This window comes from Pseudomonas sp. MF6751, assembly GCF_016613265.1.
GTDB lineage: Bacteria > Pseudomonadota > Gammaproteobacteria > Pseudomonadales > Pseudomonadaceae > Aquipseudomonas > Aquipseudomonas fluorescens_BV.
On sequence record NZ_JAENSV010000003.1, the window covers coordinates 81,115 to 105,405 of the forward strand.

Here is a 24,291-nt window from a genome sequence, read left to right on the forward strand (position 1 = left end):
CACAATAGTGACCGGTCGCTTAAGGCTTGGCGCTGGAATACGGCGTTCAGCACACGGTAAGGTTTTGCCAACAGGGTATGCCGAATTGGGCGAGCAGTTGCGCGGTTTCGCAGACTGGCAGGCCAACCACGGCGGAATAACTGCCATTCAGCCCGGCCACAAACACCGAACCCAGCCCTTGGATAGCATAGCCGCCGGCCTTGTCCTGCGGTTCGCCACTGTGCCAGTAGGTGGTAGCCTCCCGCACAGAAACCTCGCGGAAACGTACACGGCTGCTGACACATCGGGTTTCACATTGCTGGCCGTCGGTCAGGGCGATGGCGGTGAGTACTTCATGCTCGCGGCCGGAAAGAGCCATCAGCATGGCCAGTGCATCAGCCTGGTCCACCGGCTTGCCCAGGATCCGCCCGTCGACAATCACCGCCGTGTCGGCTCCCAATACGCAGGTGCCCGAGGTATGACCAAGCGCGACAAAACCTGCCGTCGCCTTGCCCCGCGCAAGGCGCTCGACATAGGCAACGGCAGGTTCGTCGTTCAGGGGAGTTTCATCAATAGCGGCGCTGACCAGGGTGAAGGGCACACCGATCTGGGCCAGCAGTTCACGTCGCCGCGGGGAGCCAGAGGCCAGATAAAGCGAATTCATTGCAGACTCTCCCTGTGGGGTTCGATAACCAGGCAGAGCCTCGCAATCCATTCAATTGATTTTATAGCGACGACGCAGCCCACGCAGGCCAAAACTGATCCAGGGCCATAACAAGGCGCTGACCAGCGCCGGCAAGACCAGCGCCAGGGTCGGCTGGCGGTTGCCGGTCAACGCGCTGAGCCACAGTTGCACTAACTGCGCCAGGCCGAAGATCACCAGGATCACCAAACACTGCTGCCACATCGGGAACATGCGCAAGCGCTGTTGCAACGACAGCACCAGGAAGGTAATCAGGGTCAGGATCAACGCGTTCTGGCCCAGCAAGGTGCCATACAGCACATCTTCGGCCAAGCCCAGGCACATGGCCGTGACCATGCCCACCTTGTGCGGCAGGTTCAATGACCAGAACGCCAGCAACAAGGCCAGCCAGAGCGGGCGCAGGATTTCCATGAACTGCGGCAGCGGCGAAACACTGAGCAGCAAGCCGATGGCGAAGGTCAGCCAGACGATCCAGCCATTGCGTGAATGAGTACCCGCCATTAGTCCCCCCTCTGCGGTGTGGTGGCCGGAGCGGCGGTTGGTTTAGCCGGGCGCTGCGCTGCAGGTTTGGCCGGTGTCGCCACAGGTGCTGCCGTTGCCGGTGCAGGTGACGTGGCTGGCGCAGGTGCAGGCGGACCAACAAAAGCAGGTTTTGGCACCGTGGCCGGCACGATAGGCGCGGTGCCATTCTGCTGGTCCTCCGCTTCCTGGGCTTGGGCAGCGTCGTTAGCGCGCTCTTCCGGGGTGCGGTTGTCGCTGAACACCAGCAGCAGGTACCGGCTGCGGTTCAGCGCGGCAGTCGGTACCGCCCGAACGATAGCGAACGGCTGGCCGGAATCGTGGATCACCTCTTTGACCGTCGCCACCGGATAACCCGCCGGGAAGCGCTGGCCCAGGCCAGAGCTGACCAACAGGTCGCCTTCCTTGATGTCAGCGGTGTCCGCCACATGGCGCAGCTCCAGGCGTTCCGGGTTACCGGTGCCGCTGGCAATTGCGCGCAAGCCGTTACGGTTGACCTGTACCGGAATACTGTGGGTCGTATCCGTCAGCAACAGCACCCGCGAGGTGTAGGGCATCAACTCCACCACCTGGCCCATCAGGCCACGGGCATCGAGCACCGGCTGGCCAAGCACCACACCGTCGCGCTCACCCTTGTTGATGATGATGCGGTGGGTAAAGGGGTTGGGGTCCATGCCGATCAGCTCGGCCACTTCGACCTTTTCGTTGACCAGCGCGGAAGAATTGAGCAACTCGCGCAGCCGAACGTTCTGCTCGGTGAGGGCCGCCAGCTTTTGCATGCGCCCCTGCAACAGCAGGTTTTCAGTCTTGAGTTTTTCGTTCTCGGCGACCAGTTCGGTGCGGCTGCCAAATTGGCTGGACACGCCCTGGAAGAGACGTTGCGGCAGGTCGGTGATCCAGTAGGTCTGCATCAACACCAGCGACATCTGGCTGCGCACCGGCTTGAGCAGTGCAAAGCGGGCATCGACCACCATCAGCGCGACCGAAAGCACGGTCAGCACCAATAAGCGCACACCCAATGAGGGGCCTTTGGCGAAAAGCGGTTTAATAAGCCGCTCCTCCCAGGCAAATGTTCTCTTTATTCATACGGCATCAAACCGGCCTGGATGCAGATTGAAGAAGATAAACGCCAACAGGCAGCACTGCAAAGTGCTGCCTGCCGACGAAGCATGAACCATCCAGGCAATCTTATTCGCTGGAGAGCAGGTCCATGGTGTGTTTATCCATCATTTCCAGCGCACGACCACCGCCACGGGCAACGCAGGTCAGCGGGTCTTCGGCGACGATCACTGGCAGACCGGTTTCCTGGGCCAACAACTTGTCGAGATCGCGCAGCAAGGCGCCACCACCGGTCAGTACCAGGCCACGCTCGGCAATATCGGAAGCCAGCTCCGGCGGCGATTGCTCCAGGGCACTTTTCACCGCCTGAACGATGGTGGCCAGGGACTCTTGCAGAGCCTCCAGCACTTCATTGGAGTTCAGGGTGAAGGCACGTGGAACGCCTTCGGCCAGGTTGCGACCGCGCACATCGACTTCGCGCACTTCACCGCCTGGGTAAGCGGTGCCGATTTCCTGCTTGATGCGCTCGGCGGTGGATTCGCCGATCAGGCTGCCGTAGTTACGACGCACATAAGTGATGATCGCTTCGTCGAAGCGGTCGCCGCCCACGCGCACGGATTCGGCATACACCACGCCGTTCAGGGAAATCAGGGCGATTTCGGTAGTACCACCACCGATATCCACCACCATCGAACCGCGCGCTTCTTCCACCGGCAGGCCGGCACCGATCGCAGCCGCCATTGGCTCTTCGATCAGGAATACTTCACGGGCACCGGCGCCAAGGGCCGATTCACGGATGGCGCGACGCTCCACCTGGGTGGACTTGCACGGAACGCAGATCAGCACGCGAGGGCTGGGCTGCAGGAAACTGTTTTCGTGAACTTTGTTGATGAAGTACTGCAGCATCTTTTCGCAGACGCTGAAATCGGCGATCACGCCATCCTTCATCGGACGAATGGCAGCAATATTGCCTGGTGTACGGCCGAGCATGCGCTTGGCCTCGGTGCCAACGGCAACGACACTTTTCTGATTACCATGGGTCCGAATGGCCACAACCGATGGCTCATTCAGAACGATACCGCGCTCGCGCACGTAAATAAGGGTGTTGGCAGTGCCCAGGTCAATGGAGAGATCGCTGGAAAACATGCCACGCAGTTTCTTGAACATGGGGAAAGGACCCTAGGCAACGCGTGGGTAAAAAAGTGCGGCAAACTCTAACAACGACAGGGATTTTGGGCAAGGCGCCAATGTGCTAAATTGGCCGACTTTCTGTGCACCAACCCCCACAATCGCGGCCTTATGACCGTAGAAATGCGGTAGTGTTCCGACAATCTAACACACGGACGCCCTCCGTTCTGTTTTCCACTGGAGAATCCCATGGCGCTTGAACGCTCCGACGTGGAAAAAATCGCACATTTGGCCTCGCTTGGCCTTAATGATGCCGATCTTCCACAGACCACCGCAGCCCTGAACAGCATTCTCGGGCTGGTCGACCAAATGCAGGCCGTGAATACCGACGGCATCGAGCCCCTGGCTCACCCACTGGAAGCCAGCCAGCGCCTGCGCGCAGACGTCGTGACCGAACGCAATAATCGCGAGGCCTACCAGTCCATCGCGCCAGCGGTCGAAAACGGCCTGTACCTGGTTCCGAAAGTCATCGACTAAAGGGAAAGAGCCTTTCATGCATCACATGACTCTGGCCGAGATCGCCCGCGGTCTCGCCGACAAATCGTTTTCTTCCGAAGAGCTGACCCAGACCTTGCTGGCGCGTATCGCCGCGCTCGATCCGAAGGTCAACAGCTTCATCAGCCTCACCGAGGAGCTGGCCCTGAGCCAGGCCAAGGCCGCCGACGCCCGTCGCGCCAACGGTGAGAACGGCGCGCTGCTCGGCGCACCGATCGCCCACAAGGACCTGTTCTGCACCCAGGGCATTCGCACCAGCTGCGGCTCGAAGATGCTCGACAACTTCAAGGCGCCCTACGACGCCACTGTGGTCGCCAAGCTGGCCGCCGCCGGCGCCGTGACCCTGGGCAAGACCAACATGGACGAATTCGCCATGGGTTCGGCCAACGAGTCCAGTTACTACGGTGCGGTGAAAAACCCGTGGAACCTGGAACACGTCCCGGGTGGTTCGTCCGGTGGTTCGGCTGCGGCCGTGGCCGCACGCTTCCTGCCGGCCGCTACCGCCACCGATACCGGCGGTTCGATCCGCCAGCCAGCCGCCTTCACCAACCTCACCGGCCTGAAGCCGACCTACGGACGCGTTTCCCGCTGGGGCATGATCGCCTACGCCTCAAGTCTCGATCAGGGCGGCCCTCTGGCACGCACGGCTGAAGACTGCGCGATATTGTTACAAGGCATGGCAGGTTTCGATAAACAGGACTCCACCAGCATCGACGAGCCAGTGCCGGACTACAGCGCCAGCCTGAACACCTCGATCAAGGGCCTGCGCATCGGCGTGCCGAAGGAATACTTCAGCGCCGGCCTCGACCCGCGTATCGCCGAACGGGTGCAAAACAGCATCAAAGAGCTGGAAAAGCTTGGTGCCGTGATCAAGGAAATCAGCCTGCCGAACAACCAGCACGCGATTCCCGCCTACTACGTGATCGCGCCAGCAGAGGCCTCTTCCAACCTGTCGCGTTTCGACGGCGTGCGCTTCGGCTACCGCTGCGAGAACCCGAAAGACCTCACCGACCTGTACAAACGCTCCCGCGGTGAAGGCTTCGGCAGTGAAGTGCAGCGTCGGATCATGGTCGGGGCCTACGCCCTGTCGGCCGGCTACTACGACGCGTACTACCTCAAGGCGCAAAAAATCCGTCGCCTGATCAAGAACGACTTCATGGCCGCCTTTGAAGAAGTCGATGTGATCCTCGGCCCGACCGCGCCAAACCTGGCGTGGAAGATCGGCGCCAAGACCGGCGACCCGATCGCCGAATACCTGGAAGACCTCTACACCATCACCGCCAACCTCGCGGGCTTGCCGGGCTTGTCCATGCCCGCAGGTTTCGTCGATGGCCTGCCGGTGGGCGTGCAATTGCTCGCCCCATATTTCCAGGAAGGCCGCCTGCTCAATGTGGCGCACCAGTACCAGTTGAATACCGACTGGCACACCCGCACCCCTACCGGCTTCTGAGGAGAACACTATGCAATGGGAAGTTGTTATCGGGCTGGAGATTCATACCCAGCTCGCCACCCAATCGAAGATTTTCTCCGGTAGCGCCACCACGTTCGGCGCAGAACCCAATACCCAGGCCAGCCTGGTAGACCTGGGCATGCCCGGCGTTCTACCGGTGCTGAACCAGGAAGCGGTGCGCATGGCGGTGATGTTCGGCCTGGCGATTGACGCCGAAATCGGCCAGCACAACGTGTTTGCGCGCAAGAACTACTTTTACCCGGACCTGCCCAAGGGCTACCAGATCAGCCAGATGGAACTGCCGATTGTCGGCAAGGGCCACCTGGACATTCCCCTGGAAGACGGCACCATCAAGCGCGTCGGCGTCACCCGTGCACACCTGGAGGAAGACGCCGGCAAAAGCCTGCACGAAGAATTCCCGGGCGCTACCGGTATCGACCTGAACCGTGCCGGCACGCCGCTGCTGGAGATCGTGTCCGAGCCGGACATGCGCAGCGCCAAGGAAGCCGTGGCCTACGTCAAGACCATCCACGCGCTGGTGCGCTACCTGGGCATCTGCGACGGCAACATGGCCGAAGGCTCGCTGCGTTGCGACTGCAACGTGTCGATCCGCCCCAAAGGCCAGGTCGAGTTCGGCACCCGCTGCGAGATCAAGAACGTCAACTCCTTCCGCTTCATCGAGAAAGCGATCAACAGCGAAGTACGTCGCCAGATCGAGCTGATCGAAGACGGCGGCAAGGTGATCCAGCAAACGCGCCTGTACGACCCGAACAAAGACGAAACCCGCGCCATGCGCAGTAAAGAGGAAGCCAACGACTACCGTTACTTCCCCGACCCGGACCTGTTGCCGGTGGTGCTGGAGGATTCCTTCCTCAATGATATCCGCGCCACCCTGCCGGAACTGCCGCAGCAAAAACGCGAGCGCTTCCAGGAGCAGTTCGGCCTGTCGGTCTACGATGCCAGCGTCCTGGCCTCCAGCCGTGAACAAGCCAACTACTTCGAAAAAGTCGTGAGCATTGCCGGCGACGCCAAGCTGGCGGCCAACTGGGTGATGGTCGAGCTGGGCAGCCTGTTGAACAAACAGGGCCTGGAAATCGACGAAGCGCCGGTCACCGCCGAACAACTGGGTGGCATGCTGCTGCGCATCAAGGACAACACCATCTCCGGCAAAATTGCCAAGACCGTGTTCGAAGCGATGGCCGCCGGTGAAGGCAATGCCGACGAGATCATCGAGAAGCGTGGCCTCAAGCAAGTCACCGACAGCGGCGCGATCTCGGCCGTCCTCGATGAAATGCTCGCGGCCAATGCCGAACAGGTCGAGCAATACCGCGCCGCAGACGAAGCCAAGCGCGGCAAGATGTTCGGCTTCTTTGTCGGCCAGGCCATGAAAGCCTCCAAGGGCAAAGCCAACCCGCAACAGGTGAACGAACTGCTCAAAAGCAAGCTCGAAGGCTGATTGCGGTGAAATGGTCGGAGTGGAGTTTCACCTACACCCCGACCTTTTGTGGGAGCTGGCTTGCCTGCGATTCAGACACCTCGGTGTTTCAGTTACACCGCGCCGATGCTATCGCAGGCAAGCCAGCTCCCACATTTACATCTGGGACTTCCTGACAATGAAGCGTCTACTCGGCCTCCTGGCCCTGTCCTCCCTGCTGGCCGGTTGCGCCAGCGGCCTCATCGACCCCAACGGCTACGACGAAACCGGCACCGCGTCCTATTACGGCGCCAAGCACCATGGCAAGAAAACCGCCAGCGGTGAACCTTTCAACCAGAACGCCTTGACCGCCGCCCATCGGCGCCTGCCCTTCGGCACGCAGGTCAAGGTGACCAACCTCGACAACAACCGTTCTGTCGTGGTGCGTATCAATGATCGCGGCCCGCATACCCGTGGCCGCCTGATCGACCTTTCACGCAAGGCTGCCGAGCAACTGCGCATGCTGCGCAGCGGTACCGCACGGGTACGCGTGCAAGCCCTGAACAACTGATCGAGGCAGCCTTGAGCATTTTCGGATTGAACGCCCTCTCACCCTGGAGCCTGCTCGAACTGGTGGGTGGCCTGATCTTGCTGATCATCGGCGCTGAAATCCTGGTACGCGCCGCGGTACGCCTGGCAGCGAGCCTCAAGGTGCGGCCATTGATCATCGGCTTGAGCATTGTCGCCTTCGGCAGCAGTGCGCCGCAGATGACCGTCAGCCTTCAGGCCACTCTGGCCGGCAACACGGATATCGCCGTGGGCAGTGTCATCGGCAGCAGTATCTTCAATATCCTCGTGACCCTGGGCTTGTCCGCACTGATCATTCCGTTGCGGGTCTCGCGGCAACTGGTGCGCGTGGATATCCCGGTGATGATCGTCGCCGGCCTGCTGGTATTTATCCTGGCGGCTAACGAAATGCTGACGCCCCTCGATGGCGCCGTGCTGCTGGTGGCGCTGGTGGCCTACCTTGGCGTATTGCATTACCAGACGCGTCATTCCCGCCGCCCGCGCACTCTGGACACCGTGGCGAAGGCGCCATGGCTGAGCAGTGTGCTGCTGATGCTCGGCGGTTTGCTGGTGCTGGTGCTGGCTGGGCATTTGTTGCTCGGTGCAGCGGTGGAGGTGGCGGGCGACCTGGGCCTGTCGGAGCGCGTCATCGGCCTGACGCTGATCGGCGTCGGCACCTCGCTGCCGTGTCTTGCCACGTCGCTGATCGCCGCGTTGCGTGGCGAACGGGAGATCGCCGTGGGCAACGTGATCGGCAGCAACCTGTTCAACCTGCTCGGCGTGCTGGGCTTTACCGCACTGGTGGCGCCGACGCCGCTGTCGGTCTCGCCCAACGCCCTGGACTTCGATTTACCGGTGATGCTCGGCACAATCATCCTGTGCCTGCCGGTGTTCTATACCGGCTATCGGGTAACACGCATCGAAGGGCTGGTGCTGCTGGGGCTGTACCTGGCGTACGGTCTGCATGTCATGGCCTTCACCACTGGCATGCCGCTGGCCAACAAGCTTGAACAATTGATGCTGTATTACGTCCTGCCGGCGTTAGGGGCTCTGCTGTTGTTCACCTCACTGCGCGCCTGGCACCGCCAACACAAGAGGGAATCGCAATGACCGATCAGAAAAAAGCCGGGGTTGAAGTACGTCGCCAGGTCATGGGCGATGCGTTCGTCGACCGCGCCCTGGGTAATGCCACGGCGTTCACCCAGCCGCTGCAGGACTTCGTCAATGAGCACGCGTGGGGCAGCGTCTGGAACCGCGAAGGGTTACCGCTCAAGACCCGCAGCCTGATCACCCTCGCCGCCCTCACCGCCCTCAAGTGCCCGCAGGAACTCAAGGGCCATGTGCGCGGTGCGCTGAATAATGGCTGTACGGTGGAGGAGATTAGCGAAGCGCTGCTGCATTGCGCGGTGTATGCAGGGGTGCCGGCAGCGATTGATGCGTTTCGGGCGGCGCAGGAAGTGATTGAGGCGTATCAGGCCGATCAGCAGTGACTGTCCTGTGGCTATCGCAGGCAAGCCAGCACCCACATATGGATGTGTGAACGCGTCCTAGTGTGGGAGCTGGCTTGCCTGCGATGGGGCCTCAAGCTGCCCGCCTATTTCAGATCCAACCACCCGCCTGCAACACAAAAATCCCGATATTCGTGGTCACCGCCGCCATCAGCGTGGTGATCACGATAATCGCGGCCGCCAGCTCATGATTACCCTGCGCCGCCCGGGCCATCACAAAGCTTGCGGCGGCGGTCGGCGCTCCGAAATACAGGAACAGAATCCCCAACTCCGGCCCTCGGAACCCCAGCAACCACGCGCCCAGGGTGGCGATCACCGGTAGCCAGATCATCTTCATCAGGCTCGCGCTCAACGCCATGTTGCCGCTCTTGCGTAGCGCGGCCATGGACAAGGTGCCACCGATGCAAATCAACGCCAGCGGCAGCGTGGTATCGGACAGGTATTGCAAGGATTTCTCAAGCCAACCGGGCACGCCGATCTGGAAGTACGCGAACGGTGTAGCGACGATCACGCTGATAATCAGCGGGTTGGCCAATACGCTTTTGAAGATGCTCCACGGGTCGGACTTGATCACCGGGCTATAGACCGCCAGCACAATGGTCGACAGCGTGTTGTAAAAGAGGATCACCAGCGCGGCGAGGATCGCGCCCAGGGATATGCCGTAATCGCCGTACATACTGGCCGCCAGTGCCAGGCCGATGACCCCGTTATTGCCACGAAACGCGCCTTGGGCGTAGATGCCTCGGTCTTCGCGCTTGCAGCGAAAGATCGCCCAACCCCAGGCCACGGCAAAGCTCACCAGGGTGGCGACGCAGAAGTAGATGAGCAGGCCCGGCTTGAGCGCCGAGTGCAGGTCGGCATGCAGAATGCCAAGGAACAGCAGCGCCGGCATGGCCACGTTGAACACCAGGGACGATGCGGTGTGGATAAAGTTGTCATTGATCCAGTTGATGCGCTTTAGAAACACGCCCAGGAACAGCATGGCAAACACCGGCGCGGTGATGGTGAGGGTGGTGAGGAAGATTGCCAGCATGCCGGGGAGAACCTTGGTGGGCGTCGTTAGTTGGCTAATGATAAGCCAGTACGAGCGGGTTCGTGTGGGCAACGCCATTCAAATGTGGGAGCTGGCTTGCCCTCGTAGGAGCGAGCTTGCTCGCGAGAAACTCCCAGGCGCCGCGTTCATTCAGTTAACACGCGTTATCGTTGGCGTCTTTCGCGAGCAAGCTCGCTCCTACAGGGTTAGCGCCTGGTTTCAGGTAATCGGCGCCGGGTTGAACAGCGTGATGTCGTTATGCAGCTTATGCCGCTCTGCCCAGGTCTGCTTCTTGCCGCTGGCCACATCCAGATAGAAGTGGAACAGCTCCCAACCCAGCTCCTCGATACTCGCCCGCCCCGTGGCAATGCGCCCGGCGTCGATATCGATCAGGTCCGGCCAACGCTGGGCCAGTTCGGTGCGGGTCGAAACCTTCACCACCGGCGCCATCGCCAGCCCATACGGCGTGCCGCGCCCGGTGGTGAACACGTGCAGGTTCATACCCGCTGCCAGTTGCAAGGTGCCGCAGACAAAATCACTGGCCGGTGTGGCGCAGAAGATCAGGCCCTTTTCCTTGAAGCGCTCGCCAGGGCCAAGTACGCCGTTGATGGCACTGCTGCCGGATTTGACGATGGAGCCCAACGACTTCTCGACAATATTCGACAGCCCGCCCTTCTTGTTACCCGGCGTGGTATTGGCGCTGCGGTCTGCCTCGCCCTTGGCCAGGTAACGGTCATACCAGTCCATCTCCCGGACCAGCTCGCGGGCGACGTCCGGGTTCTGCGCGCGTGAGGTCAGCAGGTAAATCGCATCGCGCACTTCAGTCACTTCGGAAAACATCACCGTCGCGCCGGCGCGCAGTAACAGATCCGAGGCCAACCCCAGCGCCGGGTTGGCGGTGATGCCGGAAAACGCATCGCTGCCGCCGCACTGCATGCCCAGGATCAACTCGGAGGCCGGCACGGTTTCGCGGCGGCGCTGGTTGAGTTTTTTCAAGCGCACGTCGGCCAGGGCCATGATCTGCTCGATCATTTCGGTAAAGCCATGGCTGGAATCCTGCAAGCGATACAGCCACGGCTCGCTCAGGTCCACGGAGCTGTCGTTGTCGTGCATCACCTGGCCGGCCTGGAGCTTTTCACAGCCCAGGCTGATCACCAAGGCTTCGCCGCCCAGGTTGGGGTTGCGCGCCAGGTTGCGCACGGTGCGGATGGGGATGTAGGCATCCGTCGCCGTAATCGCCACGCCGCAACCGTAGCTGTGGGTCAGCGCCACCACGTCATCGACATGCGGGTATTGAGGCAGCAACTCGTCCTTGATGCGCTTGACCGCATGGTCCAGCACGCCGGTAACGCATTGCACGGTGGTGGTAATGCCGAGGATGTTGCGCGTGCCCACGGTGCCGTCCGCATTGCGATAGCCCTCGAAGGTAAACCCCTCCAGGGGCGCCTGGGTTTCAGGCACCTCGGTGGACAGCGGCAAGCTGTCCAGCGGCGGTGCGGTGGGCATGCGCAACTGGTCCTCCTGCACCCAACTGCCGCGAGGAATCGGCGCCAGGGCATAACCGATGGTCTGGCCGTAGCGAATAATCTGGCCGCCCTCGGGGATGTCTTCCAGGGTCACCTTGTGGCTCTGCGGGATGAAATCCACGGTGACCAGGCCGTCGGGAAACTCGGTACCGGCGGGTACCCCTTGATCGTTCACCACGATCACCACATTGTCGCGCTCGTGCAAACGGATCGAGCGCGGCGAGTCAGCATGTTCAATCAACTGCATCACACGAACCTCAGGAATGCGCTTGGGAAAGATTGGTCAACTCCGGGCCTTTGGTAGGCGGCTCCTTGAGCACCACGCGCTTGATCGGGCCGACAATCACCAGGTAGCTGAATACCGCCACCAGCGCGTTGGCGCCGACGAACACCAGCGCCCATTTGAACGAGCCGGTGGTGCTGATGATGTAGCCAATCACAATCGGCGTGGTGATCGACGCCAGGTTACCGAAGGTGTTGAACAAGCCGCCACTGAGCCCGGCGATCTGTTTCGGCGAGGTGTCGGACACCACCGCCCACCCTAGTGCGCCAACGCCTTTGCCGAAGAAGGCCAAGGCCATGAAGCCCACCACCATCCATTCGATGTCCACGTAATTGCAAGCCACGATGCTGCTGGAAATCAGCAGGCCACCGATGATCGGCGCCTTGCGTGCGAAGGTCAGCGAATGACCCTTGCGCAGCAGGTAGTCGGAAATCACCCCGCCGAGCACCCCGCCGATAAAGCCACAGATCGCCGGTAACGAGGCAATGAAGCCGGCTTTGAGGATGGTCATGCCACGCTCCTGCACCAGGTACACCGGAAACCAGGTCAGGAAGAAGTAAGTGATGCCATTGATGCAGTACTGGCCCAGGTAGACGCCGAGCATCATACGGTTGGTCAGGAGCTGACGGATGTAATCCCACTTCGGCCCGTCGGTTTTTTTACCCTTGCCCTTGTCCTGATCCATATCGACCATCGCGCCATTGGCGGCGATGTGATTGAACTCGGCCTCGTTGATCATCGGATGTTGGCGCGGGCTGTGGATAACTTTCAGCCAGATCAGCGAGAAAACAATGCCGATCACACCCATCACGATAAACACGTGCTGCCAGCCGAAGCGATAGACGATCCAGCCCATCAACGGCGCGAACAGCACCGTGGCGAAGTACTGGGCCGAGTTGAAGATCGCCGACGCAGTGCCGCGTTCAGCCGTAGGAAACCACGCCGCAACAATGCGGGCATTTCCCGGAAACGACGGCGCCTCGGCCAAGCCCACCATGAAGCGCAGCATGAACAGCGCGACCACCGCAGTGGAGACGCCAAACTCACCGACATAGCCTTGCAGCACGGTGAACAGCGACCAGGTGAAGATGCTCAGGGCATAGACTTTTTTCGAGCCGAAACGGTCGAGCAGCCAGCCACCGGGAATTTGCCCGGCCACGTAGGCCCAACCGAATGCAGAGAAGATATAACCGAGGGTGACCGCGTCGATACCGAGGTCTTTTTGCAGGCTGGAGCCGGCGATAGCGATGGTGGCCCGGTCGGCGTAGTTGATCGTGGTCACCAGGAACAGCATGAGCAGGATCAAATAGCGGACGTGGGTCGGCTTGGTCGCTTGCATGTAGAAGTACTCCCACTAATTATTTTTTTTGCGGGTAATCATTTTTTTTGCCGTGGAAACCGCTCTATGTGGGAGCCGGGCTTGCCCGCGATGCAGGCACCTCGGTGTGTCAGCCAGACCGAGGTGATGCTATCGCAGGCTAACCAGCGCCCACCTGGAGCCGGTGCCACGGGGTGCTGCGTGTTACGAACCGATGTAGCTGGTTTTCACCACGGTGTAGAACTCTTGCGCATAGCGACCCTGCTCACGCGAACCGTAGGAGGAGCCCTTACGGCCACCAAATGGAACGTGGTAATCCACCCCCGCCGTCGGCAGGTTGACCATCACCATCCCGGCCTGGGAGTGGCGCTTGAAGTGGTTGGCATATTTGAGCGAGGTGGTGGCAATACCGGCCGACAAGCCGAACTCGGTGTCATTGGCCATGGCCAGCGCCGCCTCGTAGTCCGCCACGCGCACCACGTTGGCCACCGGGCCGAAGATCTCTTCACGGCTGATGCGCATGGCAGCTTCACTGTCGGCAAACAGTGTGGGCGCCAGGTAATAGCCTTCGGTGTCGCAGGTCACCAGGCCGCCCCCACTCACCAGCCGGGCACCTTCGCTCTGGCCGATGTCGATGTATTTCAGGTCCTGATCCAACTGAACCTGGGATACCACCGGGCCAATGTCGGTGCCGCTATTCAAAGCGTGGCCCACCTTGATCGACTTCATGCGCTCGGCCATGGCGGCGACAAACTGGTCGTGGATCCCCGCGGTGACAATCAAGCGGCTCGACGCGGTGCAACGCTGGCCGGTGGAGTAGAACGCACTCTGTACCGACAGCTCGACAGCCTGCTTGAGGTCGGCATCGTCGAGAATGATCTGCGGGTTTTTGCCCCCCATTTCCAACTGCACCTTGGCCTGGCGCGATACACAGCTGACGGCGATCTGACGCCCAACGCCCACAGACCCGGTGAAACTGATGCCATCGACTTTCGGGCTGTTGACCAACACGTCGCCGACCACACGGCCACTGCCCATCACCAGGTTGAACACACCGGCAGGGAAGCCGGCACGGGAGATGATTTCGGCCAAGGCCCAGGCGCAGCCCGGCACCAGTTCGGCAGGCTTGATCACCACGCAGTTGCCGTAGGCCAGGGCCGGGGCGATTTTCCACGCGGGGATGGCAATCGGGAAGTTCCACGGGGTGATCAAGCCCACCACACCGAGGGCTTCGCGGGTCACTTCAACGTTGACGCCGGGGCGTACCGAAGGCACGTAATCGCCCGACAGGCGCAGGCACTCACCCGCGAAGAATTTGAAGATATTGCCGGCGCGGGTCACCTCGCCAATGGCTTCGGGCAGGGTCTTGCCCTCTTCCCGGGCCAGCAGGGTGCCGAGTTCTTCACGACGGGCGAGAATCTCGCTGCCGACTTTATCCAGCGCATCGTGACGCGCCTGGATACCGGAGGTGGACCACGCCGGGAACGCGGCGCGGGCAGCGTCGATGGCTGCGTTGACTTGGGCCACGTCCGCTTTGGCGTATTCGCCAATGGCGTCGGACACATCCGACGGGTTGATATTGGTGCAGTAGTCGGCGCCGGTTACCCATTCGCCATTGATGTAGTTCTCAAAACGCTTTGCCTGGGACACGAATCTTCTCCTGACGCAAAAGGCCGCTGATTGCTCAGCGGCCTTGTGGATAATTTATTGCGCGCCTTGCTTGTCGATCAGCGCGGCGAGGGCTTCGTACTCTTCCGGCAGCAGGTCGGTCAGTGGCGTGCGCACCGGGCCTGCGTCATAACCGACGATTTTCGCACCGGCCTTGACGATGCTCACCGCGTAACCGGCCTTGCGGTTACGGATATCCAGGTATGGCAGGAAGAAGTCGTCAATGATCTTGCCCACGGTGGCGTGATCTTCGCGAGCAATGGCGTGGTAGAAATCCATCGCAGTCTTGGGGATGAAGTTGAACACCGCCGAGGAGTACACCGGCACGCCCAGGGCCTTGTAGGCCGCGGCGTAAACCTCTGCGGTCGGCAAGCCACCGAGGTAGCTGAAACGGTCGCCCAGGCGACGGCGGATCGACACCATCAGCTCGATATCACCCAGGCCATCCTTGTAGCCGATCAGGTTCGGGCAACGTTCGGCCAGACGCTCCAACAGCGGTGCGGTCAGGCGGCAGACGTTGCGGTTGTACACCACCACGCCGATCTTGACCGACTTGCACACGGCTTCAACGTGGGCGGCAACCCCGTCCTGGCTGGCTTCGGTGAGGTAGTGCGGCAGCAGCAACAAACCTTTGGCGCCGAGGCGTTCGGCCTCTTGGGCATACTCGATGGCCTGGCGGGTGGCACCGCCTACACCGGCCAGGATCGGCACGCTGGACGCACAGGTATCCACGGCGGTTTTCACCACCTGGGAATATTCGCTGGCCGCCAAGGAGAAAAACTCACCTGTGCCACCTGCGGCGAACAAGGCGCTGGCGCCATAAGGGGCCAGCCATTCCAGGCGCTTGATGTAACCCGCCTGGTGGAAATCACCCTGGGCGTTGAAATCGGTCACCGGGAAAGACAGCAGACCGTGGGAGAGGATGGACTTCAGTTCTTGTGGATTCATTATTCGAACACCCTGGGCGAAGACTTTCTAACGAAAGGTTGTTGTTGGTTTTGATGATGTCGTACGTCATCGTACAACTATAAATAAATTCGTCAACTGCAATTCATCCGGCGTAATCCTTTGATGGCTTAAGACGTAGCTCTTGACGTAGGAAATTTCTCACCTATGATTCAGATAACTGTATGTATATACAGTTATCACGAAAGATTCCTACGACATAGCAAGGAGCTAACATGTCAGGTCTTGAACTCGCAGCACCCGAAAAAACACCACCTACCCTGCGCTTCGAAGGCGGTGAACACACCGCCATCGGCGATGACACCCTGCTTCGCTTCGTCAAGGACGCCCCGGCCATTCCTGCGCGCCAAGTCGAACTGCACCTGCCCAACGGGCTTGCGCTGACCTATGGCCAAGTGATCGCCCTGGGCGGCGACTTCTATGGCATCCCCGGCCAACCGATCAGCGATGGCAATTCTCCGGCCGAGCGCGTGCAACGCTTCACCGCGGCCTTCAATTCTCTTGCCGTGTTGCCTGCTTCACGGGAAGAAGCGCAAAAAATCCTGGCGGTGATGCAAAAGGAGATCAACGCCGTCAACCAGGCGATCAAGGACGGCAAACAGCCTCATGAAGCCTATGACGCCCTGGGAGATACGTTGTCGGAGGAGTGGAACCGCATTACCGGTGGTGGCAGTGCTGTTTCGGCCCTCGTCCCGCTGGGCCGCTACCTGAAGCTGGCAGCGGACAACGCCGACCACTTCGGTGAATGGGCCCTGTCCGCCTACTTGGCCGGCCATACGGCAGCCTTGCAACAGGCAGTAGTGGCCCATCAGACCGGCACCGACCAGGCCCTGGAATTGGCCTACGCCATGAACAGCTTTGCCGATCATTTTTTGACCGACCTGTTTTCCGCCGGCCACCTGCGGGTACCGCGTAAACAACTGGCAGCGGTGGTGACGCCTGGGGAGCTCGGCTCGCTGATCAGCCGCTTCATGCACGATGAAGACAGTAAATTCGGGCTCAAGGTGCGCAATGCCATGGGCGCTCAGTGGCATGCCTACGGCGACAAGCGCTACTTCGACAGCATCGACGCCGACAATCGCGTACAGGTCAAACGGGCGGTACAGGCCTCGGCAGATGAAATCTTCGAAACCTTCATCAGCGGTATCGCGCTCTCCCCGGCTGAGTTCAAGGCACCGCTGTATGTGCCCGACCTGAACGCCGCGCAAAACCCGGCGAATAACTTCTCGCCGCTGTTCAAGATGGAGGGGGACAAGGTGCTGCGGCGCAAGGACGTCAACGATTTGAACGACAAGCACTGGACCAATGATTGGTGGGGGTGGAGTACGTATTTACTGCTTAAAGACTACAAGCCAAACCAACCCGCCAGCTAAATAGACGCGGTACTCCAGATAACGGAGATCAAATGTGGGAGCTGGCTTGCCTGCGAATGCAGTTGTTCAGTGACAAGCGAAGTGACTGACACACCGCCATCGCAGGCAAGCCAGCTCCCACACGGGATATGAATGACCTCAGACCCGCTGCGCCTCTGCCTCTTCATGGGCATGACGCAGTCGTTCGCGACTATTGGTCAAATGCAAGCGCATCGCAGCCCGCGCCGCATCCGAATCCTGGCGGGCTATCGCCTCATAAATCTCTTCGTGTTCGCGGCTCAAACGGCTCATGTAGTGCTGTTGATCATCATGGGCCAGGCGTGCCGAATTCAGGCGGGTACGCGGAATGATGCTGGTGCCCAGGTGGGTCATGATGTCGGTGAAGTAGCGGTTGCCGGTAGACAGTGCAATTTCCAGGTGGAAGGCAAAGTCAGACGCCACCGCATCGCCGGCGTGGGCGGCACTTTCATTCAAGGCATCGAGGGCCGCACGCATGGCCGCTAATTGCTCATCGCTGCGACGCAGCGCCGCGAGGCCCGCAGACTCCACTTCCAGGCTGATACGCAGCTCCAGAATCGCCAGCACATCACGCAAGGTCACCACAGTGGCCGGGTCTATGCGAAAACCGCTGGGGCTTGGCGTGTCCAGCACGAAGGTGCCGATACCGTGGCGAGTCTCGACCTGCCCCGCCGCCTGCAGGCGCGAGATGGCTTCACGCACCACCGTCCGGCTAACGCCATGGGCGTCCATGATCGCCGACTCGGTCGGCAGCTTGTCGCCGCGTTTGAGCTGGCCATCGCGGATCTGCTCGGACAACACCGTGACCAATTCCTGGGCAAGGCTGCGGCGCTTGCGGGGAAGACGTGGGGCGGCGCTGGCGTTTTCCATGATGAACCATCTTTCTCGACGAACTAAAGACCGCATCATAGCCCATGGTGGTTGTACGATCACCGTTCTGGCGCGACTTTCATCCATATCCTTCACGCAAAAAAAATGCCCCGACAGACGTCGGGGCATTTTTCAGATGGATCTGTAAGCGAAATCCGCCTACTTCACCACTTTCAAGCTTGGCCGACCGCTAGGGCGCGGCGGCTCGGTATCCGGTGGCGGTACATCATCACCGTCTTCGCCTTCGATCGTTTCGTCATCCTCCAAAGGCGACTCCAGATCGAACACCATGCCCTGGCCATTTTCCCGGGCGTAGATCCCGAGGATGGCGCCGATGGGCACGAACAGCGTATGGGGCACACCGCCGAAACGCCCTTCGAAGCTCACCGCTTCGTTGTCCATGTGCAGGTGGCGCACGGCACTGGGCGATACGTTCAGCACAATCTGTCCGTCACTGGCAAAACCCTGGGGTACCTGAACCGCAGGAAATTCGGAATTGACCAGCATGTGCGGGGTGCAATCGTTGTCCACAATCCACTCATAGAGCGCGCGGACCAGGTAAGGTCGACTGGAGTTCATCAACGGCTCCTTAAGCCTTAGCGCATATCACGTTCGGCACCAGACAGACTTGCCTGGAAAGCCTCACGCGCAAACTGGCGCTCCATGTAATCAAGCAACGGCTTGGCCGGCCGTGGCAGTTCAATGCCCAGAATCGGCAAACGCCAGAGTATGGGTAATAGGCAGCAGTCCACCAGGCTTTGTTCCTCACTGAGGAAAAAAGGTTTATCGGCGAACAACGGCGAAACGCCGGTGAGGCTCTCGCGCAATTCCTTGCGCGCCTGCACACGAGCGGCTTCTTTGGAACGCGAATCCAGGATCACATCCACCAACCCGCACCAGTCACGCTGGATCCGATGGATCAGCAGGCGACTGTTGGCACGCGCCACCGGGTACACCGGCAGCAAAGGCGGATGAGGGTAACGCTCATCCAAGTATTCCATCACCACGGTCGACTCCCACAACGCCAGGTCACGATCGACCAGGGTGGGCAAGCTGCCGTAAGGGTTCACTTCGATCAGCTTCGGCGGCTGACGGCCCGCCTCCACACTGATGATCTCGGCGCTGACACCCTTCTCTGCGAGCACGATGCGTACTCGGTGGGAATAGTGGTCGGCGGGGTCGGAGTAACAGGCCAACCGGTTGGTCACGCCCATGGCGGTCCTCCTCGCTTGTTGAAATTATCGAAAGCTCAAAAACGAGCGCGCCCAGAAAGCATCCCTGTAACGTCCGGTTCAAACCGGCGCTACGTGTTCAGAGATGCCGCTGGGCGCGCAAGATTAACAGCAATTGCTTACGGTTGGATCAATGCACATCCTTCCAGTATTCACGCTTGAGCAAATAAGCGAATACAAAGAAGAAAGCCAGGTACAGCAAGACGTAGGTACCGATGCGCTGATGCTGCAGTTTGACCGGGTTGGCCGAGTAGGCCAGGAAGGTCACTAGGTTCTTGACCTTCTCGTCGAACTGCTCTTCGGTCAGCGTACCGGTCTTGGGCACGATGGTCAGTTGATCGCACGCTTCATGGGTCAGCGGCGTGCCGGTCAACGGATCATATTGCTTCTTGCCGTCTTCAACGACCTGAACCTGTTTGCATCCTACCACCTGGCGCCCCTGCAGGCCGACCAGAACGTTCGGCATGCCGACGTTCGGGAAGACTTTGTTGTTCACGCCATAGGGGCGTGCAGGGTCTTCGTAGAAGGATTTGAGGTAACCGTAGAGCCAGTCGGTACCGCGTACACGAGCCACCAGGGTGAGGTCGGGCGGCGCGGCGCCGAACCAGGTCTTGGCGTCGGCCGGCTGCATGCCGATGTTCATGTGGTCGCCGATCTTGGCACCCGTGAACACCGCGTGGCTGAGCATCACTTCATGGGGAATGCCCAGGTCATCGGCAACGCGCTCGTACCGTTGGAACTTGGCGCTGTGGCACCCCATGCAGTAGTTGGTGAATGTACGCAGCCCATCCTGCATGGCGGCTTTGTCAGACACATCGATATCGACTTTTTCCAGCTGCGCACCATGTTCGGCAGCGAAGGACAGTAGCGGCAGCGCCGCAAGCACGAATGCAACGAGTAATTTTTTCATCAGCCAGTCACCCTTTCCGGAACCGGTTTGGTCTTCTCGAGCCGGGTATAGAACGGCATCAGAATAAAGTAGGCGAAGTACAGGAAGGTGCAGACCTGCGACAGCAACGTCCGCTCAGGGGTGGGCGCCAATACACCCAACACACCCAGGATCACGAACGAAATGCAGAACACCCACAGCCAGATCTTGCTCAGCCAACCTTTGTAGCGCATTGACTTGACCGGGCTACGGTCGAGCCACGGCAGCACGAACAGCACCGCGATGGCCGCGCCCATGGCGATCACGCCCATGAGTTTGTCGGGGATCGCACGCAAGATCGCGTAGAACGGCGTGAAGTACCAGACCGGGGCAATGTGCTCAGGTGTCTTGAAGGCGTTGGCCTGTTCGAAGTTAGGCTTCTCCAGGAAATAACCACCCATCTCCGGGAAAAAGAACACGATCGAGCAGAACACAAACAGGAACACGACCACGCCGACAATGTCTTTCACGGTGTAGTACGGGTGGAACGGAATGCCATCCAGCGGGATGCCGTTTTCGTCCTTGTGCTTCTTGATGTCCACACCATCCGGGTTGTTGGAACCCACTTCGTGCAGCGCCAGGATATGCAATACCACCAGGCCCAGGATCACGATCGGCAAGGCCACCACGTGCAAGGCGAAGAAGCGGTTCAGGGTGATGCCGGAGATCAGGTAGTCACCACGAATCCACTGGGTCAGGTCGTTGCCGATCACCGGGATTGCGCCGAACAGCGAGATGATCACCTGGGCGCCCCAGTACGACATCTGGCCCCAAGGTAGCAGGTAGCCCATGAAGGCTTCGGCCATCAGCGCCAGATAGATCAACATGCCGAAGACCCAAACCAGCTCACGAGGCTTCTGGTACGAGCCGTAGAGCAGGCCGCGGAACATGTGCAGGTAGACAACGATAAAGAACGCCGACGCGCCGGTGGAGTGCAGCAGGCGCAGGATCGAGCCGTACTCGACGTCACGCATGATGTATTCGACAGAAGCAAACGCCTCTTCCGCCGACGGCGTGTAGCTCATCGTCAACCACACGCCGGTGACGATCTGGTTGACCAGCACCAGCAAGGCCAAGGAGCCGAAGAAGTAGAAGAAGTTGAAGTTTTTCGGTGCGTAATATTTGCTGAGATGGTCTTCCCACATTTTAGTGGCGGGGAAGCGCGCATCCACCCAATCCATGAACTTGCTCATCACGCGTTCTCCTTGTCGAGGCCAATGACAATGATGTCGTCAGATTCGTAATTGTGAGGAGGAACCGGCAGGTTCAGGGGGGCGGGCTGGGACTTGTAGACGCGGCCCGCAAGGTCATAGTGGGAACCGTGGCACGGGCAGAAATAACCGCCGACCCAGTCTTTGCCCAAATCGACAGGCGCCACTTCCGGGCGGAAGGTAGGTGAGCAACCCAGATGGGTACAAAGACCAACCAGCAGCAGAATCTCTGGCTTGATCGAACGTGCTTCGTTCTTGGCGTAGGCGGGCTGGTCGGACTTTTCGGATGTCGGGTCAGACAGCTGGCCTTCGATCTTCTTCAGATTCCCCAGGATTTCCTCGGTACGACGAACAATGAAAACCGGCTGGCCGCGCCACTCAGCAATCATCTGCTGGCCTGGCTCGATCTTGCTGACATTCACCTTCACCGGTGCACCTGCGGCTTTCGCCTTGGCACTGGGAAACCATGACCCCACGAACGGGACCGCAGCCCCCACCGCTCCTGCAGCACCCACCACGGATGTGGCTGCTACCAAGAAGCGACGCCGGCCTGCATTCACGCCGTCATTGCTCATTCAGTCCTCTCCCATCAGCTTTTTGGCCTGTTAAATCAGGCGTCTACTAAGTGTTGAATCTTTACTTATAAAAATTTTGACGGATGGTAATGAAAAGCCCCACGTATGACAAGGGAATTGCCCGGAGCTCCGTCTCCAGGCCTTGTAGTATAGGGGGTCTACGGATGTGGCAAGTTGTCACGGCGAAAAAAGTGCATAAATCACAGGCAATAAAAAACGCCCAGCTCCGTGAGGAGGCTGGGCGTTTTTGTGGAACGTAAAGCGAATTAACGCTTCGAGTACTGCGGACGCTTACGCGCTTTACGCAGACCGACTTTCTTACGTTCAACTTCACGAGCATCGCGAGTCACGAAGCCAGCTTTGCGCAGAGCGCCACGCAGGGTTTCGTCGTACTGCATCAGAGCGCGAGTGATACCGTGGCGGATTGCGCCAGCTTGACCACTTACACCGCCACCGATAACGGTGACGTAGATGTCGAACTTTTCAACGGTCTCGGTCAATTCCAGCGGCTGACGAACTACCATGCGGGCAGTTTCGCGACCGAAGAAGTTGTCCAGGGAGCGGTTGTTGATCGAGATGTTACCAGTGCCCGGACGCAGGAAAACGCGTGCGGTTGCGGTTTTGCGACGGCCAGTGCCGTAATTTTGAGTCGCCGACATAATGAACTATTCCGTTAAAACTTCAGTTCTTGGGGCTGCTGAGCAGCATGAGGGTGTACAGCGCCCGCATAGACTTTCAGCTTGCGAAACATATCGCGACCCAGTGGGCCCTTAGGCAGCATGCCTTTGACCGCGATTTCGATCGGGGCTTCAGGCTTCTTGGCAATCAGGCCTTCGAAGTTGGAAGACTTGATACCGCCTGGGAAACCGGAGTGACGGTAGTACATTTTGTCGCTTGCTTTGTTGCCGGTTACACGAACCTGCTCAGCATTGATGATGACGATGTAGTCGCCGGTATCAACGTGCGGGGTGTATTCAGGCTTGTGCTTGCCACGCAGACGGCTGGCGACTTCAGTGGCCAGACGACCCAGGGTCTGACCAGCGGCGTCGACGACAAACCAGTCGCGCTGAACTGTTTCCGGTTTTGCAGTAAAAGTTGTCATTCTTTAATAGCCTCAGGGGCCGCCTGTAAATTTAGACGGCGGATCTTACTGAATAGTGCGTACTTTGACAAGGTCAAAGGCAGCCGGATACAGACGCTATCGGGGGCTCGGGTCGGCGCGTCCGTTCAACGGCAAGATTCTTCGGCAGGCGGCGCATCACTTCCACTGCAGAAAGAGGTGGGCAATTATGCAGATTGCGAAAAAAAATTCAACCTGCTTTTATGATTGTTTTCCCCCGAAGGAGTACCCGATGGATTACCGACAGCTGGGCCGCACCGATCTGAATGTCAGCGCGATCGCGTTGGGCACCATGACCTGGGGCGAGCAGAACAGCGAGGCAGAGGCCTTCGCGCAGATCGAACGGGCCAAGGTCGCGGGGATCAACTTCCTCGACACTGCAGAAATGTACCCGGTGCCGCCCAAGGCCGACACCTATGCCACCACCGAGCGCTACATCGGCAACTACTTCAAAAGCCGTGGCGACCGCGCCGACTGGATCCTTGCCAGCAAAATCGCCGGCCCCGGCAACACCATCGACTACATCCGCGATGGCCACCTGCGCCACAACCGCAAGCACATCGGCGCAGCCCTCGACGCCAGCCTCAAGCGCCTGCAGACCGACTGGATCGACCTCTACCAACTGCATTGGCCGGAGCGCAGCACCAACTTCTTCGGCCAGTTGAGCTACAAGCACAAGGACGAAGACGACCTCACGCCACTGGAGGAAACGCTCGAAGCCCTGGATGAACAGGTGAAGGCCGGCAAGATCCGCCACATTGGCCTGTCCAACGAAACGCCGTGGGGCACCATGAAGTTCCTCGCCCTGGCCGAAGCCCGCGGCTGGCCGCGTGCAGTGTCGATCCAGAACCCCTACAACCTGCTCAACCGCAGCTTTGAAGTGGGCCTGGCGGAAGTTGCCATTCGTGAGCAGTGCGGCTTGCTGGCCTATTCGCCTTTGGCGTTCGGCATGCTCAGTGGCAAGTATGAAGACGGCGCACGTCCGGCCAAGGCGCGCCTGACCGAGTACAGCCGTTTCAGCCGCTACTTCAACCCGCAATCGGAAGCGGCGTGCAGCCGGTATGTGGCGTTGGCGCGCGAGCATGGCCTGGACCCGGCGCAGATGGCGCTGGCGTTTGTGACACAGCAGCCGTTTGTGACCAGCAATATCATTGGGGCCACATCACTGGAACAACTGGACAGCAACATCGCCAGTGCCGAACTGAAATTGTCGAAAGAGGTGCTGGATGGGATTGAGGCGATTCAGAAGGATCATCCGAATCCAGCGCCTTGATTGATCGGTAGACCG

General features: G+C 59.8%; 25 protein-coding genes. 8 read left to right on the top strand and 17 right to left on the bottom strand.

Annotated elements, in window-relative coordinates:
* Nucleotides 1-46 precede the first annotated feature (46 nt).
* The 4 genes from JJD66_RS03835 to mreB form a co-directional block, all read right to left on the bottom strand.
* The gene (locus tag JJD66_RS03835) at nt 47-643 is read right to left on the bottom strand and encodes a Maf family protein (RefSeq protein ID WP_054897022.1); all 597 of its coding nucleotides are present in this window, start codon (nt 641-643) and stop codon (nt 47-49) included.
* Nucleotides 644-694: 51 nt separating this feature from the next.
* Nucleotides 695-1,183, bottom strand: a complete 489-nt coding sequence (mreD, locus tag JJD66_RS03840) for a rod shape-determining protein MreD (protein WP_003188558.1) — start codon at nt 1,181-1,183, stop codon at nt 695-697.
* Complete coding sequence (mreC, locus tag JJD66_RS03845) at nt 1,183-2,250, bottom strand: rod shape-determining protein MreC (protein ID WP_105225779.1); 1,068 nt, start codon at nt 2,248-2,250, stop codon at nt 1,183-1,185. The genes mreD and mreC overlap by 1 nt, the downstream gene beginning before the upstream one ends.
* Nucleotides 2,251-2,389: 139 nt before the next feature.
* Nucleotides 2,390-3,427 (bottom strand): rod shape-determining protein MreB, encoded by a 1,038-nt coding sequence (mreB, locus tag JJD66_RS03850; RefSeq protein ID WP_002555108.1) that lies wholly within the window; start codon nt 3,425-3,427, stop codon nt 2,390-2,392.
* A gap of 210 nt (nt 3,428-3,637) precedes the next feature.
* Here mreB and gatC point away from each other — a divergent pair, with 210 nt between their 5' ends.
* The 6 genes from gatC (at nt 3,638) to JJD66_RS03880 (ending at nt 8,864) form a co-directional block, all read left to right on the top strand.
* Nucleotides 3,638-3,925 (top strand): Asp-tRNA(Asn)/Glu-tRNA(Gln) amidotransferase subunit GatC, encoded by a 288-nt coding sequence (gene gatC, locus JJD66_RS03855; protein ID WP_003188556.1) that lies wholly within the window; start codon nt 3,638-3,640, stop codon nt 3,923-3,925.
* A 16-nt stretch (nt 3,926-3,941) separates the two neighbouring features.
* Nucleotides 3,942-5,393: an Asp-tRNA(Asn)/Glu-tRNA(Gln) amidotransferase subunit GatA gene (gatA, locus tag JJD66_RS03860; protein WP_200647605.1), complete on the top strand. Its 1,452-nt coding sequence runs from the start codon at nt 3,942-3,944 to the stop codon at nt 5,391-5,393.
* 10 nt (nt 5,394-5,403) lie between these two features.
* Nucleotides 5,404-6,849, top strand: coding sequence for an Asp-tRNA(Asn)/Glu-tRNA(Gln) amidotransferase subunit GatB (gene gatB, locus JJD66_RS03865; protein ID WP_105225777.1), 1,446 nt, complete (start codon nt 5,404-5,406; stop codon nt 6,847-6,849).
* A 157-nt stretch (nt 6,850-7,006) separates the two neighbouring features.
* The gene (locus JJD66_RS03870; protein WP_054897024.1) at nt 7,007-7,378 is read left to right on the top strand and encodes a septal ring lytic transglycosylase RlpA family protein; all 372 of its coding nucleotides are present in this window, start codon (nt 7,007-7,009) and stop codon (nt 7,376-7,378) included.
* Between the two features lie 26 nt (nt 7,379-7,404).
* Nucleotides 7,405-8,484 (top strand): calcium/sodium antiporter, encoded by a 1,080-nt coding sequence (locus JJD66_RS03875; protein ID WP_200647672.1) that lies wholly within the window; start codon nt 7,405-7,407, stop codon nt 8,482-8,484.
* Entirely contained in the window at nt 8,481-8,864 is a 384-nt protein-coding gene (locus JJD66_RS03880; RefSeq protein WP_200647606.1) for a carboxymuconolactone decarboxylase family protein, read from the top strand. The genes JJD66_RS03875 and JJD66_RS03880 overlap by 4 nt, the downstream gene beginning before the upstream one ends.
* A 109-nt stretch (nt 8,865-8,973) precedes the next feature.
* On the opposite strand, the gene JJD66_RS03885 is transcribed toward JJD66_RS03880, so the two are convergent.
* The 5 genes from JJD66_RS03885 to kdgD form a co-directional block, all read right to left on the bottom strand.
* Nucleotides 8,974-9,915 (bottom strand): AEC family transporter, encoded by a 942-nt coding sequence (locus JJD66_RS03885; protein ID WP_034126295.1) that lies wholly within the window; start codon nt 9,913-9,915, stop codon nt 8,974-8,976.
* Between the two features lie 219 nt (nt 9,916-10,134).
* Nucleotides 10,135-11,688, bottom strand: coding sequence for a galactarate dehydratase (gene garD, locus JJD66_RS03890; protein WP_200647607.1), 1,554 nt, complete (start codon nt 11,686-11,688; stop codon nt 10,135-10,137).
* 10 nt (nt 11,689-11,698) lie between these two features.
* On the bottom strand, nt 11,699-13,063 hold the full coding sequence (locus tag JJD66_RS03895) for an MFS transporter (protein ID WP_014716915.1): 1,365 nt from the start codon (nt 13,061-13,063) through the stop codon (nt 11,699-11,701).
* A gap of 183 nt (nt 13,064-13,246) precedes the next feature.
* Complete coding sequence (locus JJD66_RS03900; RefSeq protein WP_200647608.1) at nt 13,247-14,692, bottom strand: aldehyde dehydrogenase family protein; 1,446 nt, start codon at nt 14,690-14,692, stop codon at nt 13,247-13,249.
* A 54-nt stretch (nt 14,693-14,746) separates the two neighbouring features.
* Nucleotides 14,747-15,658 carry a 5-dehydro-4-deoxyglucarate dehydratase gene (gene kdgD / locus JJD66_RS03905; protein ID WP_003188537.1) on the bottom strand — a complete coding sequence of 304 codons (912 nt, stop codon included), beginning with the start codon at nt 15,656-15,658 and terminating at the stop codon, nt 14,747-14,749.
* 233 nt (nt 15,659-15,891) lie between these two features.
* Between kdgD and JJD66_RS03910 the strand changes: the two genes are divergently transcribed.
* Entirely contained in the window at nt 15,892-17,049 is a 1,158-nt protein-coding gene (locus JJD66_RS03910) for a phospholipase (protein ID WP_200647609.1), read from the top strand.
* Nucleotides 17,050-17,187: 138 nt separating this feature from the next.
* On the opposite strand, the gene JJD66_RS03915 is transcribed toward JJD66_RS03910, so the two are convergent.
* From JJD66_RS03915 to rplM, 8 genes are all read right to left on the bottom strand, one after another.
* Nucleotides 17,188-17,937, bottom strand: coding sequence for a FadR/GntR family transcriptional regulator (locus JJD66_RS03915; protein WP_034126291.1), 750 nt, complete (start codon nt 17,935-17,937; stop codon nt 17,188-17,190).
* A gap of 159 nt (nt 17,938-18,096) precedes the next feature.
* A complete protein-coding gene (locus JJD66_RS03920; RefSeq protein ID WP_014716912.1) occupies nt 18,097-18,516 on the bottom strand; it encodes a ClpXP protease specificity-enhancing factor in 420 nt (139 codons plus the stop codon).
* A gap of 17 nt (nt 18,517-18,533) precedes the next feature.
* Nucleotides 18,534-19,151 carry a glutathione S-transferase N-terminal domain-containing protein gene (locus JJD66_RS03925; RefSeq protein WP_003188529.1) on the bottom strand — a complete coding sequence of 206 codons (618 nt, stop codon included), beginning with the start codon at nt 19,149-19,151 and terminating at the stop codon, nt 18,534-18,536.
* A gap of 148 nt (nt 19,152-19,299) precedes the next feature.
* Nucleotides 19,300-20,079 (bottom strand): cytochrome c1, encoded by a 780-nt coding sequence (locus tag JJD66_RS03930; protein ID WP_200647610.1) that lies wholly within the window; start codon nt 20,077-20,079, stop codon nt 19,300-19,302.
* Nucleotides 20,079-21,290, bottom strand: coding sequence for a cytochrome b (locus JJD66_RS03935; protein WP_003188526.1), 1,212 nt, complete (start codon nt 21,288-21,290; stop codon nt 20,079-20,081). The genes JJD66_RS03930 and JJD66_RS03935 overlap by 1 nt, the downstream gene beginning before the upstream one ends.
* Nucleotides 21,290-21,883 carry a ubiquinol-cytochrome c reductase iron-sulfur subunit gene (gene petA, locus JJD66_RS03940; RefSeq protein ID WP_003188524.1) on the bottom strand — a complete coding sequence of 198 codons (594 nt, stop codon included), beginning with the start codon at nt 21,881-21,883 and terminating at the stop codon, nt 21,290-21,292. Before petA ends, JJD66_RS03935 begins: the two co-directional genes overlap by 1 nt.
* Before the next feature lie 266 nt (nt 21,884-22,149).
* Nucleotides 22,150-22,542, bottom strand: coding sequence for a 30S ribosomal protein S9 (gene rpsI, locus JJD66_RS03945; RefSeq protein WP_002555064.1), 393 nt, complete (start codon nt 22,540-22,542; stop codon nt 22,150-22,152).
* 14 nt (nt 22,543-22,556) lie between these two features.
* The gene (rplM, locus tag JJD66_RS03950; protein ID WP_003188508.1) at nt 22,557-22,985 is read right to left on the bottom strand and encodes a 50S ribosomal protein L13; all 429 of its coding nucleotides are present in this window, start codon (nt 22,983-22,985) and stop codon (nt 22,557-22,559) included.
* Between the two features lie 250 nt (nt 22,986-23,235).
* Between rplM and JJD66_RS03955 the strand changes: the two genes are divergently transcribed.
* Nucleotides 23,236-24,276 carry an NADP(H)-dependent aldo-keto reductase gene (locus tag JJD66_RS03955; protein ID WP_200647611.1) on the top strand — a complete coding sequence of 347 codons (1,041 nt, stop codon included), beginning with the start codon at nt 23,236-23,238 and terminating at the stop codon, nt 24,274-24,276.
* Nucleotides 24,277-24,291 lie beyond the last annotated feature (15 nt).

Excerpts from the sequence above, each read along its gene's own strand:
- garD (WP_200647607.1), bottom strand. The coding sequence starts at position 11,688 with ATGCAGTTGATTGAACATGCTGACTCGCCGCGCTCGATCCGTTTGCAC.
- JJD66_RS03915 (WP_034126291.1), bottom strand. The coding sequence starts at position 17,937 with ATGGAAAACGCCAGCGCCGCCCCACGTCTTCCCCGCAAGCGCCGCAGC.
- kdgD (WP_003188537.1), bottom strand. The coding sequence starts at position 15,658 with ATGAATCCACAAGAACTGAAGTCCATCCTCTCCCACGGTCTGCTGTCT.
- JJD66_RS03955 (WP_200647611.1), top strand. The coding sequence starts at position 23,236 with ATGGATTACCGACAGCTGGGCCGCACCGATCTGAATGTCAGCGCGATC.
- JJD66_RS03910 (WP_200647609.1), top strand. The coding sequence starts at position 15,892 with ATGTCAGGTCTTGAACTCGCAGCACCCGAAAAAACACCACCTACCCTG.
- petA (WP_003188524.1), bottom strand. The coding sequence starts at position 21,883 with ATGAGCAATGACGGCGTGAATGCAGGCCGGCGTCGCTTCTTGGTAGCA.
- mreD (WP_003188558.1), bottom strand. The coding sequence starts at position 1,183 with ATGGCGGGTACTCATTCACGCAATGGCTGGATCGTCTGGCTGACCTTC.
- JJD66_RS03870 (WP_054897024.1), top strand. The coding sequence starts at position 7,007 with ATGAAGCGTCTACTCGGCCTCCTGGCCCTGTCCTCCCTGCTGGCCGGT.
- JJD66_RS03935 (WP_003188526.1), bottom strand. The coding sequence starts at position 21,290 with ATGAGCAAGTTCATGGATTGGGTGGATGCGCGCTTCCCCGCCACTAAA.
- JJD66_RS03925 (WP_003188529.1), bottom strand. The coding sequence starts at position 19,151 with ATGGGCGTGACCAACCGGTTGGCCTGTTACTCCGACCCCGCCGACCAC.
- JJD66_RS03835 (WP_054897022.1), bottom strand. The coding sequence starts at position 643 with ATGAATTCGCTTTATCTGGCCTCTGGCTCCCCGCGGCGACGTGAACTG.
- gatC (WP_003188556.1), top strand. The coding sequence starts at position 3,638 with ATGGCGCTTGAACGCTCCGACGTGGAAAAAATCGCACATTTGGCCTCG.
- JJD66_RS03930 (WP_200647610.1), bottom strand. The coding sequence starts at position 20,079 with ATGAAAAAATTACTCGTTGCATTCGTGCTTGCGGCGCTGCCGCTACTG.
- JJD66_RS03920 (WP_014716912.1), bottom strand. The coding sequence starts at position 18,516 with ATGAACTCCAGTCGACCTTACCTGGTCCGCGCGCTCTATGAGTGGATT.
- JJD66_RS03885 (WP_034126295.1), bottom strand. The coding sequence starts at position 9,915 with ATGCTGGCAATCTTCCTCACCACCCTCACCATCACCGCGCCGGTGTTT.
- gatA (WP_200647605.1), top strand. The coding sequence starts at position 3,942 with ATGCATCACATGACTCTGGCCGAGATCGCCCGCGGTCTCGCCGACAAA.
- mreB (WP_002555108.1), bottom strand. The coding sequence starts at position 3,427 with ATGTTCAAGAAACTGCGTGGCATGTTTTCCAGCGATCTCTCCATTGAC.
- rpsI (WP_002555064.1), bottom strand. The coding sequence starts at position 22,542 with ATGTCGGCGACTCAAAATTACGGCACTGGCCGTCGCAAAACCGCAACC.
- rplM (WP_003188508.1), bottom strand. The coding sequence starts at position 22,985 with ATGACAACTTTTACTGCAAAACCGGAAACAGTTCAGCGCGACTGGTTT.
- JJD66_RS03895 (WP_014716915.1), bottom strand. The coding sequence starts at position 13,063 with ATGCAAGCGACCAAGCCGACCCACGTCCGCTATTTGATCCTGCTCATG.
- JJD66_RS03880 (WP_200647606.1), top strand. The coding sequence starts at position 8,481 with ATGACCGATCAGAAAAAAGCCGGGGTTGAAGTACGTCGCCAGGTCATG.
- gatB (WP_105225777.1), top strand. The coding sequence starts at position 5,404 with ATGCAATGGGAAGTTGTTATCGGGCTGGAGATTCATACCCAGCTCGCC.